The organism is Microvirga lupini, from assembly GCF_014191055.1.
GTDB lineage: Bacteria > Pseudomonadota > Alphaproteobacteria > Rhizobiales > Beijerinckiaceae > Microvirga > Microvirga lupini_A.
In genome coordinates, this window is sequence record NZ_JACHWB010000001.1 from 640,464 (window position 1) to 657,652 (window position 17,189).

Below are 17,189 nucleotides of genomic sequence, written 5' to 3' on the forward strand. Positions count from 1 at the left end.
TCCTCAAACCACGAGAATCACGACTGATACGTCATTACGGCGAAAGATGCGATGGTCCGGGATCATGGGGGTGCCCCCCATGATTGTGCCCCTCGTGAGCATGATCGTGATGATCGAGGGGGCATTCGGAGCCGTGTTCGTGAGGCCCTGGCCTGTGGATCTCGATCTGCAGGGTCGCATGCCCGATGCCGAAATGCTCCTTCAGCTCCCGCTGCGCTTCAGCCAGGAAACGATCGCCCGGATGTCCATCCGGCATGACGAGATGGGCGGTCAGCGCCGTCTCTGTGGTGCTCACCGCCCATACATGCAGATGGTGAACGCAGGCGACGCCCGGCATCCGCTCAAGAGCTTTCCTGACATCGGGAACCGCGATGTTCCGCGGTACGCCGTGCAAGGACAGGGTCAGGGACTGCTTCAGCAGACTCCAGGTGCCCCAGACGATGACTGCAGCGATGACGAGACTGAGCACCGGATCGATCCAGTCCGCGCCTGTCCAGAGGATGGCGAGACCGCCGAGCACGACGCCGAGCGATACGGCCGCGTCCGCCACCATGTGCAGGAAGGCGCCGCGGATGTTGAGATCGTGCTGGCCGCCCATGAACAGGAAAGCCGTGAAGCCGTTCACGAGGATGCCAATACCCGCCACGATCATCATGGTGACGGCAGCGACAGGCGAGGGCTCGATCAGTCGCTGGACGGATTCCCACACGATGCCGCCGACGGCGACGAGCAGAAGCAGGGCATTGAAGAGCGCAGCCAAGATGGAGCTGGAGCGCAGGCCATAGGTGAAGCGCTCCGTCGGACCGCGCCGTGCCAGCAGGGCGGCTCCCCAGGCGATGGCAAGGCCCAGCACATCGCTCAGGTTATGCCCGGCGTCCGACAGCAGGGCCATGGAATCGGCCCAGAAGCCGTATCCGGCCTCGATGACCACGAAACCCAGGTTGAGAACGATGCCGATGGCAAAAGCGCGCCCATAGCCAGCCTGCGGAGCATGGCCATGCCCATGATGGTGATGGCCGGCGGAGTGATGATGCGCATGCATGGCCGCAGCGTCGGGTCCTATTCTCGAACGGCGTGCGAAGCCGCCGTTTCGAGGTTGAAGGCGGCTGCGAACAGCGCCTTGGTGTAGTCGGTGCGGGGGGCTGCGAAGATGCTCTCGGCCGAACCTTCCTCGACGATCTGGCCGTTCTGCATCACCACCACGTGGTTGGCGAGCGCCCGCACGACCTTCAGATCGTGGCTGATGAACATATAGGCGAGGTCACGCCGCTTTTGGAGGTCGCGCAGCAGCTCCACGATCTGAGCCTGCACCGACATGTCGAGGGCCGAGGTCGGCTCGTCGAGCATGATGAACTGTGGCTCCAGGGCCATGGCGCGGGCAATGGCGATGCGCTGGCGCTGGCCGCCGGAGAACTCGTGCGGATAGCGGTCCATGGTGGCGGGATCGAGGCCCACATCATCCAGAGCCTTGGCCACGATGTTGCGGCGCTCCCCGTATGAAAGGCCCTTGTTCTGGACGAGAAGCCCTTCCTCGACGATCTCGGCAATCGACATGCGCGGCGACAGGGAGCCGTAAGGATCCTGGAACACCACCTGCAGGTTCTTGCGCAAGGGCCGGATGTCGCTGGCGCGCATGCCGTCGATGCGGTTGCCGAGGAACACGATGGGGCCTTCCGACTGCACGAGGCGCAGAATAGCCAGGCCCAGGGTCGTCTTGCCGGAACCGGACTCGCCCACTACGCCCACCGTCTCGCCCCGGCGCACCCGCACGGAGACTCCGTCGACGGCCTTCACATGGCCGACGGTTTTCTGGAAGAAGCCGCGCTTGATCGGGAACCAGACCTTGATCGGCCCTGCCTCGACGATGACCGGTGCATCGGGCGGAACGGGATTGGCGCGGCCCTTGGGCTCCGCTGCCAGCAGCCGCTGCGTGTAGGGATGCTGCGGGTTGCCGAAGACTTCAGCCACCGTTCCCTGCTCGACGATCTTGCCCTTGAGCATCACGCAAACCCGGTCGGCAATCTTTCGCACGATGCCGAGATCGTGGGTGATGAAGAGCATGGACATGTTGAGCCTGCTCTTCAGCTCGGCGAGCAGCTTCAGGATTTGCGCCTGCACGGTCACATCGAGGGCCGTGGTCGGTTCGTCGGCGATGAAGAGATCGGGCTCGTTGGCGAGCGCCATGGCGATCATCACGCGCTGGCGCTGTCCACCGGACAGCTGGTGCGGATAGGCATCGAGTCGCGATTCCGCATCGCGGATGCCAACGAGTTGCAGAAGCTCGAGCGTGCGGGTGCGCGCTTCGCGGTCATTGAGGCCGCGATGCAGCTTCAGGATCTCGCCGATCTGCCGCTCGATGGTGTGGAGCGGATTGAGCGACGTCATCGGCTCTTGGAACACCATGGTGATGTCGTTGCCGCGAACCTTTCGCATCTCGTTCTCGTCTGCGGGCATCAAGTCCTTGCCCTTGAACAGGATGCGGCCGGATGGATGATGCGCGGACGGGTAGGGCAGGAGCTTGAGCGCCGAGAGCGCCGTGACGGATTTGCCGGAGCCGGATTCGCCCACCAGCGCCACCGTTTCGCCCGGCAGGATGTCGAAGGATACGCGGTCCACCGCCAGCATGTCGCCTCCACCCTGGCGGAAGGCGACTGAAAGATCCTGAACGGAGAGGAGGGGCTCTGTCATCGGAACGTCTTTCGCGGATCGAAGGCATCGCGCACGGCTTCGCCGACGAAGATGAGGAGGCTGAGCATGATGGCGATCACGAAGAATCCGGCGAGGCCGAGCCATGGCGCCTGAAGGTTGGCCTTGCCCTGCGCCAGCAGCTCGCCGAGCGACGGCGAGCCCGGCGGCAGGCCGAAGCCGAGGAAGTCCAGCGAGGTCAGCGTCGTGATCGAGCCATTGATGATGAAGGGCATGAAGGTGAGCGTCGCCACCATCGCGTTCGGCAGGAGGTGCTTGAACATGATGGTGCCGTTGGAGAGGCCCAGCGCGCGGGCGGCGCGCACATATTCGAAGTTGCGCGCACGCAGGAATTCCGCCCGCACCACGCCCACCAGAGACACCCAGGAGAACAGCAGCAGGATGCCGAGCAGCACGAAGAAGCTCGGCGTGATCACGGCCGAGATGATGATGAGAAGGTAGAGCGAGGGAATGGCCGTCCAGATCTCGATGAAGCGCTGGAACAGCAGATCCGTCCAGCCGCCGTAATAGCCCTGCACGGCGCCGGCCAGGATGCCGACGATGGAGGAAATGCCCGCGAGCGTCAGTCCGAACAGCACCGAGATGCGGAAGCCGTAGATCAGGCGTGCGACCACATCGCGTCCCTGATCGTCGGTGCCGAGCCAGTTCCACTCGATGTCCTTGCAGCCCGTGCCGCCATTGCGCTCCGCGATGGGGCGGCACTGCTCGTCGGTGAGCATCCAGGTGGGCGGCGCGGGGGCCGGAACCGGAAGGTCGAGGTTATGCGTGTTGTAGGAGAAGCGGACGGGCGCCCAGATGAGCCATCCGTTCTCCTGAATCTCCTTGGCGATGACGGGATCGCGATAATCCGTGACCGCCAGGAAGCCGCCGAACTTCTCTTCCGGATAATTCACGAAGGCCGGGTAGAGCAGCTCGCCCTTGTAGGAGGCGAGGATCGGCTTGTCGTTGGCGATCAGCTCCGCGAACATGCTCAGGATGAACAGGATGAGGAAGATCCAGAACGACCAGTAGCCGCGGCGGTTCGCCTTGAAGTTTTCCCATCGCCGCCGGTTGAGCGGCGAGAGCTTGATGAAGCCCTGGCGCGGCAGGGGCGGCGCGACAGGTGATGAGGCCGGGGAGACGACGGGCACGTTCTCGTTCATCTCACGCCTCCCTGGTCTCGAAATCGATCCGCGGATCGATCCAGGTGTAGGTGAGGTCGGACACGAGGTTCACCGCCAGGCCCACCAGCGAGAAGATGTAGAGGTTGGCGAAGACCACCGGATAATCGCGGTTCACGATGGACTCGAACGAGAGAAGGCCCAGCCCGTCGAGGGAAAAGATCGTTTCGATGAGGAGCGCGCCGGCGAAGAACGCCCCAATGAAGGCGCCGGGAAAGCCCGCGATTACGATGAGCATCGCATTGCGGAAGACGTGGCCGTAGAGAACCTGCCGCTCGGACAGGCCCTTCATGCGGGCGGTGAGCACGTATTGCTTGCGGATTTCATCGAGGAAGGAGTTCTTCGTCAGCAGGGTCGAGGTGGCAAAGGCCCCGAGTGCCATGGCGGTGATCGGCAGAACGAGGTGCCAGAAGTAATCCGCGATCTGCCAGTACCACGGCATGAGGGCCCAGTTCTCGGAGGTGAGCCCGCGCAGGGGGAAGACCTGCCAGAAGGAGCCGCCCGCGAATAGCACGATCAGCAGGATCGCAAAAAGAAAGCCCGGAATCGCATAGCCGATGATGACGACGGCCGATGTCCAGATGTCGAAGGAGGAGCCGTCCTGCACGGCCTTCTTGATGCCGAGCGGAATCGAGATCGCATAGGAGAGCAGCGTCATCCAGAGTCCGAGGCTGATCGAGACCGGCAGCTTTTCCTTGATGAGCTCCAGCACGGAGATGTCGCGAAAATAGCTCTTGCCGAAATCGAAGCGCGCATAATCCCAGATCATCTTCAGGAAGCGCTCATGGGCCGGCTTGTCGAAGCCGAACTGCGTCTCGAGCTGCTTGATGAACTGCGGGTCCAGCCCCTGCGCGCCGCGATAGCGCGACGAGGAGGCATCGCCTGCTCCCGCACCTCCGGGAGATTGGCCTCCGCCTGCCATATCGCCCCCGCCGCCGGAGATGCGCGAGGTCGCGCCGGAATCCTGGCCCTGGAGCTGGGCGATGATGCGCTCCACAGGGCCGCCGGGGGCGAACTGCACGAGCACGAAGGAGATGAGCATGATCCCCAGGATGGTGGGGATCATGAGGAGAACGCGGCGCGCAATATAGGCCAGCATCAAGCGCCTGCTGCTTGCCGGCCGATGCGGCCGAGATGGGTGTCGTTGAAGCCGGACGAATATTTCAAGCCGTATCCCAACATGCGGTCGAACCCGATATGCGCCGCCCAGATTGCGGCGAGCCCGAGAAGCATAGAGCTCTCCAGAAAAAGACCAAGCCCCGCCAGTATCGCAGGGCCAAGGGTGCAGTGCAGGGCATTGTAAGCCAAGGCTCCGAGCCGCGGACCGGCAAGGTAGCCTGCAAAGCTCAGGTCGGGCGTCAGGAAGAGAACCGCGTAAAGCCACCAGGAGGCGCCGGTATGGGCGAAGCCCCATGTGGCCAGGATGAAGAGAGCCAGGCCCTCGAGCCGCAGAAGCAGGCGGGGCATGTCCGCCTCGTTTCGCGTCGCCACAACTGTATCCAAGCCTTATCCTCGCCCGATCCGCTTCGCCTTCTCGGCATCGTACCACCAGGTTCCCGGAGCGCCTGAGCTGAGCTTCGGCTTCGTAGCCGGGCGCGAGAACTGGTCCCAATAGGCGAGCCATTCGCTGGCCCTGTACCACATGGGCACCCAATAATGGCCCGAACGGAGAACCCGGTCCAGGGCGCGGGCCGCGATGGTGAGCTCTTGGCGCGACTTGGCGTTGGCGATGGTCTCGATCAGGGCGTCGACGGCCGGATCGTCGATCCCGGCGATGTTCTGCGAGCCCGGCCGCTTGCCGGCCGCCGAGCCGTAGACCAGCCGCAGGCTGTCGCCCGGGGTGGAGGAACCGCTCAGGTTCCGGCTCGCCATGTCGAAATCGTATTCCTCCATGCGGCGCTGATACTGGGCCGCATCCACGATGCGCGAGACGGCATCGATGCCGAGCCGCTTCAGATTGGCCTGGAAGGGCTGGGTATGCGGCTGGAGCGAGGGCTGGAAGTCAAGGAACTCGATCCGGAACGGCTGTCCGTTCGGCAGCCTGAGCCCGCCGCCCTCGCGCTTGCAGCCGGCCTCGCGCAGAAGCTCGTCGGCGCGCCGCAGCAGTCGCCTGTCCTGGCCCGATCCGTCGGAGACGGGTGGCACGGGAGGTTCATCGAACACCGAGGCCGGCAGCTTGTTGCGGAACGGCTCGAGAAGAGCGAGCTCTTCTGGCGACGGCTTCCCGACGGCCTTCATGTCGCTGTTCTCGAAGAACGATCCTGTGCGCTTGAACAGGCCGAACATGATATTGGCATTCGTCCATTCGAAATCGAAGGCAAGCCCGATGGCTTGCCGGATGCGCGGGTCCTTGAAGGCATCCCGGCGCATGTTGAAGTACCAGCCCTGGATGGTGGAGGGAGCGCCGCTCTCGATCTCCTCCTTCTTCACGCGACCTTCGCGCACGGCCGGAAAGTCATAGCCCGTCGACCAGATGCGCGACGTGTATTCTTCGTTATAGTTCAGGGTGCCGTTCTTGAAGGCCTCGAACGCCACCGTACGGTCGCGGAAATATTCGTAGCGGACATGCTCGAAGTTGTTCTGGCCCACGTTCACGGCTAAGTCCTTGGCCCAGTAATCGGGCACGCGATCGAACTCGATGAAGCGCCCGACCTCGAAGCGCCCGACTTTGTACGGTCCTGAGCCGAGTGGTGCTTCGAGCGTCGAGGCCTCGAAATCCCTGCCCTGCCAGTAGCGCTCGGAAAGGATGGGTAATCCGGCGACGACGAGATGCAGATCGCGGCTGCGCTGCGGCGTGAACTGCACGCGCAGAACCTCGTCCGACTCCGCCTCAGCCGAGGCCATCTGCGTCAGGAGCTGCGAATAGAGCGGGTGCCCCTTGGTCTTGAGGATGTTCAGGGAAAAGGCCGCATCGCGCGCGGTCAGCTTCGAGCCGTCATGGAAGCGCGCTTCGGGCCGCAAGATGAAGCGGTAGGTCAGCTTGTCGTCTGACACGCGCACGCTCTTCGCCACGAGGCCGTAGAGCGCATCCGGCTCGTCGCCGGAGCCCACCATCAGGCTGTCGAAGGTGCTGGTCATGCCGGCGGCGCCATCGCCCCGCAGCACGAAGGTGTTCAGCGTGTTGAACGTATCGAAATTCTGGTTGCCGTAGGTCTGCTTGATCTGGATCGCCAGCGTGCCGCCTTTCGGAGCCGCCGGGTTCACGTAATCGAAATGCTTGAAGTCGGGCGGATATTTCAGCTCGCCGAAGCTGGAGAGGCCGTGAGCCTCGGTCTCGTTGCCTTCCTGCGTCGAGCCTTTCCGCGGGAGCACCGAGAGAGCAGCGGTCGCCACTCCCGTCTGAAGAATGAGACGGCGGCTGAAATCTCTCATCGCGGGGCTCCCGTCTTGCCGGCCTTGGCCTGATCGTACCACCACACGGTCGGGAAGGCGGCTCCGCCGTATCGGGGCATGTTTTCAGGATGGCTGTAGCGGTCCCAGCGGGCGGTGCGCTGCTTGAGCGACGTCCATTGCGGAACCACGTAATCGTGCGCCAGCAGCACGCGGTCGAGCGCCTTCGTGGCAGCCACGAGCTCGTCGCGGTCTTTGGCGAAGATCACGCGGTCGATGAGCGCGTCGATTGCAGGGTTCGCAATGCCGGCAAGGTTCTGCGAGCCTTCGCGGCTTGCCGCCTGGGAGCCCCAGAATTCGCGCTGCTCGTTGCCGGGCGACGAGGATTGAGGCCAGAGGCCGGTGGTGATGTCGAAATCGAACGCACGGGTGCGGTTGGTGTACTGCACGTCGTCCACGGTGCGCACGGTGGCTGCGATGCCGAGACGCTTGAGAACATCCGCATAGGGCAGGAAGATGCGCTCGTCGTTGGGGCTGCTGCCGAGAAGCTCGACGCTGAAGACCTCGCCCCTGGCGTTGACGCGGCGGCCGTTCTTGATCTCCCAGCCGGCTTCCTTCAGCAGGCGGTCGGCCTCGCGCAGGTTGCTGCGGATGGCCTCGGGGGAATCGCTCACCGGGTTCCTGTAGGGCGTCGTGAAGACCGCAGGCGGAACCTTGTCGCGCACGGATTCGAGGATCTCCAGCTCCTTGCCCTCGGGCAGTCCGGAGGATGCGAGATCGAGCCCGTAGAAATAGCTCGAGGGCCGCTCGTAGAGCCCGTAGAAGATCGTCTTGTTCAACTCCTCGAACGGGAAGGCCAGGTTGAAGGCCCGGCGGACGCGCTGGTCTTTGAACTGGTCGCGTCGGAGGTTGAGCACGAAAGCCTGCATCCGGCCGCTGGCGCGGATCGGGAATTCCTCCAGAACGACGCGCCCTTCCTGGCGCGCCGGAAAGTCGTAGCCGACGGCCCAGTTGCGGGCGCTGTTCTCATAGCGGAAGTCGATGCGGTCGCCCTTGAAGGCTTCGAGCAGCACCGTGGCGTCACGGTAATATTCGAAGCGGATCTCGTCGAAATTGTTCTGGCCCACATTCACGTTGAGGTTCGTGCCCCAATAATCCTTCACGCGCTCATAAGATGCGCTGCGGCCGGGCTCGAAGCTCTTGAGGCGATAGGGGCCTGAGCCCAGCGGCGGCTCCAAGGTCGTCTGCGTGATGTCCCGCTTGCGTCCATCCGGCGCGGTGCCTTCCCACCAGTGCTTGGGCAGGACGAGCAATTGCCCCATGATCTGCGGCAGCTCGCGGTTGCCCTTTTCGTCGAAGGTGAACTTCACCTCCCGCTCGCCGAGCTTTTCGGCCTTCGTCACATTGGCATAGTAGAAGGCGTAAGTGGGGCTGTTGGTCTTGAGGGACTCGAAGGAGAAGATCACGTCATCCGCCGTCACCGGCTTCCCGTCGTGCCAGCGCGCCTCCGGGCGCAGGCGGAAGGTGACGGAGGAATAATCGTCCGGGTAGGAGAAAGCCTCGGCCAGAAGACCATAGGACGAGTTCGGCTGGTCGAGCGCGGAGGTGGTCAGGGTCTCGTAGACGAGGCCGAGCCCTCCCTCGGGGGATCCCTTCACGCCGGCCACCACGATGTTGAAGCTGTCGAAGGTGCCCTGGGCGCCGAGGCGCACCAGCCCGCCCTTGGGGGCATCCGGATTCACGTAGTCGAAATGCCTGAAGCCCGCGGGGTATTTCGGCTCGTCGAGCAGGACCGAACCGTGCCGCCATGGGGCTTCCTTGGAGGCTTCCTTGGAGGCTTCCTGGGCTGCGAGGGGAGAGAGGGCGAGGCAGGCGGCCAGGAGGCCCGGCAGAAGGGTGCGGATCACAAGGCGTCTCCTGATGGGTGAGGCGTCTGCTATTAGCTACATTTTTGGGCGCGTCAGGGCGAGCGCAAGGGACAACGCATGAAAGGCGAGGCGGCTCAAAAGAAAAAGCCGGGCTTTCGGCCCGGCTTCACGATTGTGAGAGCGATGCGCTTTTACTGGGCCGCAGGAGCGGCAGGCGCGCCTGCAGCAGCCGGGGCAGCCGCAGGAGCGGCGCCATTGGCAGGAGCCGCGGCGGAGGCCTCGGGGAACGGGGGAGCGCTGGGGGAGATCGACTTCAGATAGGCGAGCAGATCCGCCCGGTCCTGGGCTCCGGCAAGGCCAGCGAAGGCCATGATGGTGCCGGGCGTTGCCTTCTTCGGGTTGTGAACGAAGGCGTCCAGCGCCTCATAGGTCCAGTCGCCGCCATGGGCCTTCATCCCGGCGGAATAGTTGAAGCCCTCGTGCGAGGCGACAGGGCGTCCGACGACGCCATGAAGATTCGGGCCAACCTTGTTGGGGCCGCCCTCCTCGAAGGTGTGGCAGGAGGCGCATTTGCGGGCCTGAGCCTGACCCTTGGTCGCATCGGCCTTGGCGAGAAGAACGGGGAGCGGCTCGGCCGGAGCGGCGGCAGCCCCTGCACCAGCGGCGGCGCCTTCTTCCGGCGCCGGGAGGTCATAACCGGGAACGGCGGGCTTATGGGGAGAAAACAGGCCGCCGGCGATGACGTTGACGCCGACCACGAAAAGAAGCGAGCCGAAAACGGCGCCCGCGATCTTATTGGTCTCGATATTCATGAGTGAGGCTCTCCTCGCCTTCGTACAAGCGGCGAAACCAGCGCAGCAGAAAGGATCCGCGGACGGGTGCCCGCGTCGGGGCGTTGCTTAGCCGTTGTCATGGGGGTTTGACAATGGGGTTTCCGGAGGTTTTCGCCGTTCTCGTGGTCGCAGTTCGGGGTTGCAACGCATTCTGGCGCCTCAAGGTCCTTGGATACAGTGCCGCACGCATGACAAACAGGACCCGCCTTGCTAAGGACGCTCGAACCTTTCGCCTTCGAAGATCGCGCCATGTCCGACCCCCTCGTCCTCATCCCGGCCCGCCTGGCCGCAACGCGCCTGCCGAACAAGCCCCTCGCTGACATCGCCGGCGAGCCCATGATCGTTCATGTGTGGCGCCGGGCCATGGAAGCTGGGATCGGGCCGGTGGCGGTCGCCACCGATGCGCCCGCCATCGCCGAGGCCGTGACACGGGCGGGCGGTCAGGCCGTCATGACCCGGGCCGACCACCCCTCCGGCTCGGACCGCATCTTCGAGGCTGTGGAAAAGCTCGACCCGGGGGGGCGGCATGACGTGGTCGTGAACGTCCAGGGCGACCTGCCGACGATCGATCCCCGGGCCATTGCGGCCTCCATCGCTCCGCTCTCGGACCTGCAGGTCGACCTGGCGACCCTCGTGGCCGTCATCGAGCGGGACGAGGAGAAGACCAACCCCAGCGTGGTGAAGATGGTGGGAACCCCGGTCGCTCCGGGCCGGTTCCGGGCGCTCTACTTCACCCGGGCGACCGCGCCTTACGGGGACGGCCCGCTCTATCATCACATCGGCCTCTACGCCTATCGCCGCAAGGCGCTGCAGCGTTTCGTCGGCCTGCAGCCGTCGCCGCTGGAGCTGCGCGAGAAGCTGGAGCAGCTGCGCGCCCTGGAAGCCGGCATGCGCATCGATGCCGTTGTCGTCGACGACGTGCCGTTGGGAGTCGATACTCCGCACGATCTGGAAAGGGCGCGCGACATGATCGCAGCTCGGAGGACATTATGAACAAGCTTATTTCGTTCCAGGGCGAGCTGGGCGCCAACTCGCACACCGCCTGCGCGCAGGCGCGTCCCGACTGGGAGGCGCTGCCATGCCCGACCTTCGAGGACGCCTTGGCAGCCGTGAACGAGGGAACGGCCGGTCTCGGCATGATTCCGATCGAGAATTCCATCGCCGGGCGCGTGGCCGACATTCACCACATGCTGCCGACCTCCGGGCTCCACATCGTCGGCGAGCATTTCCTGCCGATCCATTTTCACCTGATGGCCATCCCCGAGGCCAATCTCGGCACGATCAAGGACGTCTACAGCCACGTCCATGCGCTCGGCCAGTGCCGCAAGATTATCCGCAAGCTGGGCCTGAAAGCCCATGTGGCCGGCGATACCGCAGGCTCTGCCCGCGAAGTCTCCGAATGGAAGGACCCGACCCGCGCGTCGCTCTCGCCGCGCATGGCGGCCGATATCTACGGCCTGAAAATCCTGGCGGAGAATGTGGAGGACGAGGCGCACAATACCACCCGCTTCGTCATCCTGTCCAAGACGCCGCAATGGGCCCCTGCCGGTAACGGGCCCACTGTCACCTCCTTCGTGTTCCGCGTCCGCAACCTGCCGGCCGCGCTCTACAAGGCGCTCGGGGGCTTTGCCACCAACGGCATCAACATGACCAAGCTCGAGAGCTACATGCTCGAAGGCGAGTTCCTGGCAACCCAGTTCTATGCCGAGGTCGACGGCCACCCGGAGGACGCCAACCTCAAGCGGGCCCTGGAAGAGCTGGAATTCTTCTCCCGCGAGCTGCGGATTCTGGGTGTCTACCCGGCCGATCCGTTCCGGGAGAAGATCAAGGAAGCGGCTGAGTGACGATCCGGATTCGCGACGGCCGCGAGACGGATGTCGCGGGCATCGCCAGAGCGCACGTTCAGGGCTGGCGCGAATCCTACAAGGGTTTCCTCACGCCGGCGGCACTCGCGGGCCTCTCCGTCGAAGAGCGGGTCCAGCTATGGCAAAGGGCTCTCGCCGAGCAAGAACCTCGGGCCAAGCTTCTCGTGGCTGAAACCCGTGACGGCGAGATCGTCGGCTTCATCCGGGGCGGGCCGATCCGGGGCGAGAATGCCGACGGGCTCGGCACCGAGACCGAGATCTTCGCGATCTACCTGCTCGACAAGGTCAAACGGCAGGGCATCGGCCGCAGGCTCATGACCGGTGTTTTCGATCATCTCGCCGCTCACGGCGTTCGTTCGGTGGGCCTGTGGGTCCTGAAGGACAACCATCCGGCTCGCCGCTTCTACGAGACGCTCGGCGGGACAACCGGACCCGAGCAGTCTTTCGATGTGCGCGGCCAGATGGTCACCGAGGTGGCGTATCGGTTCGAGCTGACCCCGCAGGGCTGAACTCGCTTCGCCTGCATGTCATCCCCGGCGAGCCGCAGGCGAGGGAAGGGGCTCCCCATCTCTGCTGTCCACCTCTCCAGCCTCATCCTGAGGAGCAGCAAAGCTGCGTCTCGAAGGATCGTCCAGCACCCTCTGGAGCCTCCTTCGAGACGGTCGCTGAAGCGACCTCCTCAGGATGAGGGCTACGGGTGTGAGGTCAGGCGGTCGAGCAATGTTCTTACTTTGTTCTTGGCTTCTGTCCTAACCTTGGCTATATCATGGTTCATCCTCGTCCACAGAGGGGCGCGCTCGCGAGGCGTCGCAGATGCGGGACGAGGCGCGGTCCCGCCGCAGGTCTCGCACGCCTGTGATCGCGGGTGGCCGATCCTGGCGCAGATCCAGGTCCGCTGAAACAAACCGCGCGTGACGAGCAGATCCGGCTCTTCACTTCTCACCACACAATCGAGCCGGGCTGCCCAGCACGCCTCCCTCGATCTCACCCGACGGCTCGCAGTTCACGCTGCGGGCCCGAAGGCGCTGGCTGTTTGATATCGGCTTCCCCAATGCCGTCATGCCCGACCCTGACGAGCTTCAAAGATCGCCGAAGATATTCGCTTTGGAGATGGCGATATGCTTCAGCAGGATGATCTCGAAATCAGCATTCCCGTCACCATTCTGATCGCCGGCAACGATGGTTTTCGCCTGGGCCCCCGATCCGATGAACCGGTAATTCAGTTCGCCTGCATGGCCGGAGAAACCGGAGTTTCCGATGAAGGTGAAATCCTGATTGCCTGCGACGTTCTTGACCGCATCGATATTCTTGAGGTGGAGCGTGTCCTGCCTGGTGAAATCCGTCACGACATCCGCCGACGAACCGGGTCGCGTTTCGCGCGCATGCTTGAAGATGAAGGTATCCCGGCCTGCCCCGCCGGTCAGAATGTCCCGGCCTTCGTTGCCGTTCAGCTGATCGTTTCCGGCGTCGCCAACGAGCCTATCGTCGCCGCGGCCGCCACGCAGAAGGTCGTTCCCGAGACCTCCGAAGAGTTTGTCGTGACCTGCTCCCCCCTCCAGGACATCCGTTCCGCGAAGGCCCCTGAGAGTGTCATTGCCGCCGAGACCTTGGAGAAGGTCGCCAAGGCTTGTGCCATTCAGAATGTTGGCGAGCCCCGATCCGACAATCCTTGCCATTTTCACCTCCCTGTCGCTCTGTCGTGCTGGGAGGCCGGATGCATGGGTGGCATCGGGTTTTGTCAGGCCTCACCATGGCAATGGAGCCTAGCTTGGTTCAGGGCCGTTTCGTACGGGGCAAAGGCGGTATCTCAGCGGAGTATTCTCCCCGCGGAGCGGAGCGCGGTCGCTGTGCCTCCTGCGGTGCAACCAGGGATCGGATTGCGCCCTTCGCGACAGCGTTTCTCAATCCTTCACCCATTCCCGGATGAGGTGGTTCGCAATCGCGATCGGGGCCGGGGCCAGGAACTGCTCGTGGGTGCCGTCCAGCATGCGCCGGATGTCGTCCTTGGTGAACCAGCGGGCATCCTCAAGCTCCTCGCCGTCGAAGGCAATGTCGTCGGTGAGAGCCTCACCGATGCAGCCGATCATGATGTTCGACGGGAAGGGCCAGGGCTGGGAGGCGAGGTAGCGCACGGCGCCCACCCGGATGCCGGCCTCCTCGAAGGTCTCGCGACGGACCGCGTCCTCGATGGTCTCGCCCTGCTCCAGGAAGCCGGCGAGGCAGGAATACATCTTTTCCGGAAAGCGCGGCTGGCGGCCCATGAGGCATTTGTCGCCGCGGGTCACGAGCATGATCACGACCGGATCGGTGCGCGGAAAATGCTGCGCGCCGCAAGCCGAGCAGTCGCGTCGGAACCCGGCCTGGGCGGCTTGCGTCGGCGCCCCGCAATTGGCGCAGAAGCGGTGACGCCGGTGCCAGTCGAGCAGGGACTTCGCCATGGCGAGCATCCCGAGCTCCTCCGGCGGCACGAGGCCACGCATGGCGATGGACCGCAGGTCGACGGCGGCGAAGACCGGATCGTCCTGAAACAGCTCGGCCACTTCGGGCACTGCCAGCGTCCCCACCACGGGGCGGTCGTTCAGGGTGCCGAGGAAGACCTGCTCCTGATGGGCGGGAAGGCGCCCCAGGATCGTGGCGGGCAGGAGGCTCGTTCCCGGTTCGCCGATCTGAAGGATCGGCTGGTCCCCGGCCAGGACGACCATGGCGGTCCAGGGGTTGGCAGCCGCGTTGGCGAGCGCCTCCGGATCCCGCTCCGCGCTGTGGCGGACGAGCGGGTTCGTGATGTAGGCGATGGGTCGGGTCATGAAACGATCCTGGGTCAGGCCGCCGCGAAAAGAGTGGCGGCGCGCTCGATCAGGGCGCTGGCCGCATGAGGAGGGTAGGGGGTCCGGGTGCCGTGCCCCCAGACGGGACCGGGCCAGGCCGGATCGGAGCGGAAGCGCCCGACCACATGAACATGAAGCTGCGTCACGATGTTGCCCAGCGCCCCCACATTCACCTTGTCGGGTTTCGATAGCTCCAGCATCACCCCCGTGGCGATGCGGATCTCCTGCATCAGCTGAATGGATTGCTCCTCGGACAGGTCCGTCAGCTCGCTCGCCTCCGCAACGCGGGGCACCAGCACGAACCAGGGAAAGCGTGCGTCGTTCAGCAGCAGGACCGAGGAGAGGGCGAGGTCGCCGACCGGGATCGTGTCGGCTTCGAGCCGAGAATCGAGCTGGAATGTCATGGGGCTATGTAACCGAGCCTGCGGCGCCGTGTCAGCCTGAACCTTGCTGTCATCCCCGGTGAGCCGCAGGCGAGGGAATGGGATCCACGACTGGGTGCAGCGCCATGGATTCCCTTCCCCTCCGCTGACGCTCCGGCCGGGAATGACACTGAAGCGCTGTGGAGACCGGGGACGGCAGACAAGGCGGCCGTTTCTAACTTGCGTTTCCCGCCCGATACGCCCATATAGCCGGTGGGAGGTTGGCGAGGGACGTCTCACTCGCCAACCGGGTCAGGTCCGGAAGGAAGCAGCCCTAACGAGACCGAACGGGTCTTCGTCCAGCCTCCCACCGTAAAAGTTTCTCCAAAGCCTTGCAGTCGATGGACGATACCACAGCCGGCACGCCCCTGAATGACGAGCCGGCCCTGCCGGGCTTCCCCGCCGCGCCGGCACCTGCGGCTGCGCCGTCCTCGCCCTACCGCGTTCTCGCCCGCAAATACCGCCCGCGCACCTTCGATGACCTGATCGGCCAGGAGGCGATGGTCCGCACCCTCTCGAACGCGTTCGAGACGGGCCGCATCCCGCAGGCCTGGATGCTCACCGGCGTCCGCGGCGTCGGCAAGACCACCACGGCCCGTATCCTGGCCCGCGGCCTGAACTATCAGAAGCCCGATGGCTCCGGCGCTCCCACCATCCATATGCCGGAACTCGGCGTGCATTGCGAAGCGATCATGGAATCGCGGCACGTGGACGTGCTGGAGATGGACGCGGCCTCACATACCGGCATCGACGATGTGCGCCAGATCATCGACGGCATCCGCTATTCGCCGGTCTCGGCCCGCTACAAGGTCTACATCATCGACGAGGTCCACATGCTCTCGGAGAAGGCGTTCAACGCCTTCCTGAAGACCCTGGAGGAGCCGCCGCCGCACGCGAAGTTCATCTTCGCCACCACCGAGATTCGCAAGGTTCCGGTCACCATCCTGTCCCGCTGCCAGCGCTTCGACCTGCGCCGCATCGAGGCGGACAAGCTCGTGGCCCACTTGACCCGCATCTGCGACGCCGAGGGCGTACAGGCCGACGCCGAGGCGCTTGCGGCCATCGCCCGTGCAGCCGAAGGCTCTGCGCGCGATTCCCTGTCGCTGATGGACCAGGCCATTGCCCATGGGGCCGGTGTGGTCACGCCCGACACCGTGCGCGACATGCTGGGCCTTGCCGACCGCAGCCAGGTCATCGACTTGTTCGAGGCCGTCATGCGCGGCGACGTGTCGGCGGCCTTCGCCGGTTTGCGCTCGCAATACGATGCCGGTGCGGACCCGGCCGTGATCCTGTCCGATCTCGCGGCCTTCTCGCATGTCGTCACCCGCCTCAAGCTGATCGCGGAAGCCGCCAGGGATCCCGCTCTCTCCGAGATCGAGCGCACCCGCGGCATGGACTATGCCGGGAAACTCTCGGTCCGGACCCTGTCCCGCGCCTGGCAGATCCTGCTCAAGGGCATTCCTGAGGTTCAGGCCTCGAACCGTCCGATCGCGGCCGCCGAGATGGTGCTCGTGCGCCTCGCCTATGCGGCCGACCTGCCGACACCCGACGAGGCGCTGCGCGCCCTGAAGGATGGGGCTCCGCTGCCTGCGGGCGGCCCGGCTCCCGCGCCCTCGCGGCCCTCCGGTCCCGCGACTTCCGGCACCATGGCGCTCGCCACCTCGCAGCCGAACCCCCAGCCGCGCCCTCAAGTCCCGCAGGCCGAACCGACCATGCGCCTGCGCCGCTTCGAGGACGTGGTGGCGCTCGCCGGCGAGAAGCGCGAGATCGTCCTGAAGGCAGCGCTGGAGCGCGACGTGCGCCTCGTGCGCTTCGAGGAGGGACGCATCGAGCTCAGCCTCACCGAGACCGGCAGCCGCACCATCGCCAACGACCTCACCCGCGCCCTCCAGCAATGGACAGGTGAGCGCTGGATGGTAGCGCTCTCCTCCGAGGAAGGCGCTCCGACGCTGCACGAAAAGGCAGTCGCCGCCGAGCGCGAGCGCAAGGAAGGGGCGGCCAACCATCCGCTCGTTCAGGCGGTGCTCTCCAAGTTTCCCGGCGCGCAGATCGTGAACGTCATCGAGCGTTCCGAGAAGACCGGCGAAGACGCGGAAACCGAGATCCTCGGCGAGGAGGATGCGGCGGCCGCGCACGAGGCTGAAGAAGACGACGATCTGTTTTGAAGTGAGGATGCGGTC

The 17,189-nt window shown here is 64.7% G+C and carries 15 protein-coding genes and 1 other RNA gene; 5 read left to right on the plus strand and 11 right to left on the minus strand.

What is annotated here, in order from left to right:
* Nucleotides 1–34 precede the first annotated feature (34 nt).
* The 8 genes from FHR70_RS03025 to FHR70_RS03060 form a co-directional block, all read right to left on the minus strand.
* Nucleotides 35–1,042 (minus strand): cation diffusion facilitator family transporter, encoded by a 1,008-nt coding sequence (locus FHR70_RS03025; protein ID WP_183446976.1) that lies wholly within the window; start codon nucleotides 1,040–1,042, stop codon nucleotides 35–37.
* 17 nt (nucleotides 1,043–1,059) lie between these two features.
* Complete coding sequence (locus tag FHR70_RS03030; protein WP_183446978.1) at nucleotides 1,060–2,688, minus strand: ABC transporter ATP-binding protein; 1,629 nt, start codon at nucleotides 2,686–2,688, stop codon at nucleotides 1,060–1,062.
* Nucleotides 2,685–3,848, minus strand: coding sequence for an ABC transporter permease (locus FHR70_RS03035; RefSeq protein WP_183446980.1), 1,164 nt, complete (start codon nucleotides 3,846–3,848; stop codon nucleotides 2,685–2,687). Before FHR70_RS03035 ends, FHR70_RS03030 begins: the two co-directional genes overlap by 4 nt.
* A 1-nt stretch (nucleotide 3,849) precedes the next feature.
* A complete protein-coding gene (locus FHR70_RS03040; RefSeq protein ID WP_183446982.1) occupies nucleotides 3,850–4,965 on the minus strand; it encodes a microcin C ABC transporter permease YejB in 1,116 nt (371 codons plus the stop codon).
* Nucleotides 4,965–5,333, minus strand: coding sequence for a DUF4260 domain-containing protein (locus FHR70_RS03045; RefSeq protein WP_183446984.1), 369 nt, complete (start codon nucleotides 5,331–5,333; stop codon nucleotides 4,965–4,967). Before FHR70_RS03045 ends, FHR70_RS03040 begins: the two co-directional genes overlap by 1 nt.
* Before the next feature lie 39 nt (nucleotides 5,334–5,372).
* Nucleotides 5,373–7,238, minus strand: coding sequence for an extracellular solute-binding protein (locus FHR70_RS03050; RefSeq protein WP_183446986.1), 1,866 nt, complete (start codon nucleotides 7,236–7,238; stop codon nucleotides 5,373–5,375).
* Nucleotides 7,235–9,103 carry an ABC transporter substrate-binding protein gene (locus tag FHR70_RS03055; protein WP_183446988.1) on the minus strand — a complete coding sequence of 623 codons (1,869 nt, stop codon included), beginning with the start codon at nucleotides 9,101–9,103 and terminating at the stop codon, nucleotides 7,235–7,237. The genes FHR70_RS03050 and FHR70_RS03055 overlap by 4 nt, the downstream gene beginning before the upstream one ends.
* A gap of 152 nt (nucleotides 9,104–9,255) precedes the next feature.
* Nucleotides 9,256–9,876, minus strand: coding sequence for a c-type cytochrome (locus FHR70_RS03060; protein WP_183446990.1), 621 nt, complete (start codon nucleotides 9,874–9,876; stop codon nucleotides 9,256–9,258).
* A 270-nt stretch (nucleotides 9,877–10,146) separates the two neighbouring features.
* Between FHR70_RS03060 and FHR70_RS03065 the strand changes: the two genes are divergently transcribed.
* From FHR70_RS03065 to FHR70_RS23810, 3 genes are read left to right on the plus strand one after another with little or no spacing between them, the layout of a single operon-like run.
* Complete coding sequence (locus tag FHR70_RS03065) at nucleotides 10,147–10,890, plus strand: 3-deoxy-manno-octulosonate cytidylyltransferase (protein WP_183446991.1); 744 nt, start codon at nucleotides 10,147–10,149, stop codon at nucleotides 10,888–10,890.
* Nucleotides 10,887–11,741 carry a prephenate dehydratase gene (locus tag FHR70_RS03070; RefSeq protein WP_183446993.1) on the plus strand — a complete coding sequence of 285 codons (855 nt, stop codon included), beginning with the start codon at nucleotides 10,887–10,889 and terminating at the stop codon, nucleotides 11,739–11,741. Before FHR70_RS03065 ends, FHR70_RS03070 begins: the two co-directional genes overlap by 4 nt.
* Nucleotides 11,738–12,271, plus strand: coding sequence for a GNAT family N-acetyltransferase (locus FHR70_RS23810; RefSeq protein WP_183446995.1), 534 nt, complete (start codon nucleotides 11,738–11,740; stop codon nucleotides 12,269–12,271). The genes FHR70_RS03070 and FHR70_RS23810 overlap by 4 nt, the downstream gene beginning before the upstream one ends.
* Before the next feature lie 570 nt (nucleotides 12,272–12,841).
* On the opposite strand, the gene FHR70_RS24255 is transcribed toward FHR70_RS23810, so the two are convergent.
* From FHR70_RS24255 to FHR70_RS03090, 3 genes are all read right to left on the minus strand, one after another.
* Nucleotides 12,842–13,438 (minus strand): M10 family metallopeptidase C-terminal domain-containing protein, encoded by a 597-nt coding sequence (locus FHR70_RS24255; protein ID WP_183446997.1) that lies wholly within the window; start codon nucleotides 13,436–13,438, stop codon nucleotides 12,842–12,844.
* Nucleotides 13,439–13,663: 225 nt separating this feature from the next.
* Complete coding sequence (gene nudC / locus FHR70_RS03085; protein ID WP_183446999.1) at nucleotides 13,664–14,566, minus strand: NAD(+) diphosphatase; 903 nt, start codon at nucleotides 14,564–14,566, stop codon at nucleotides 13,664–13,666.
* Nucleotides 14,567–14,580: 14 nt separating this feature from the next.
* Nucleotides 14,581–14,991, minus strand: a complete 411-nt coding sequence (locus FHR70_RS03090) for an HIT domain-containing protein (RefSeq protein ID WP_183447001.1) — start codon at nucleotides 14,989–14,991, stop codon at nucleotides 14,581–14,583.
* Nucleotides 14,992–15,224: 233 nt separating this feature from the next.
* On the opposite strand from FHR70_RS03090, the gene ffs reads away from it, so the two are divergent.
* Nucleotides 15,225–15,321: signal recognition particle sRNA small type (gene ffs, locus FHR70_RS03095), an RNA gene on the plus strand.
* 29 nt (nucleotides 15,322–15,350) lie between these two features.
* Nucleotides 15,351–17,174, plus strand: a complete 1,824-nt coding sequence (locus FHR70_RS03100) for a DNA polymerase III subunit gamma/tau (RefSeq protein ID WP_183447003.1) — start codon at nucleotides 15,351–15,353, stop codon at nucleotides 17,172–17,174.
* Nucleotides 17,175–17,189: the final 15 nt, after the last annotated feature.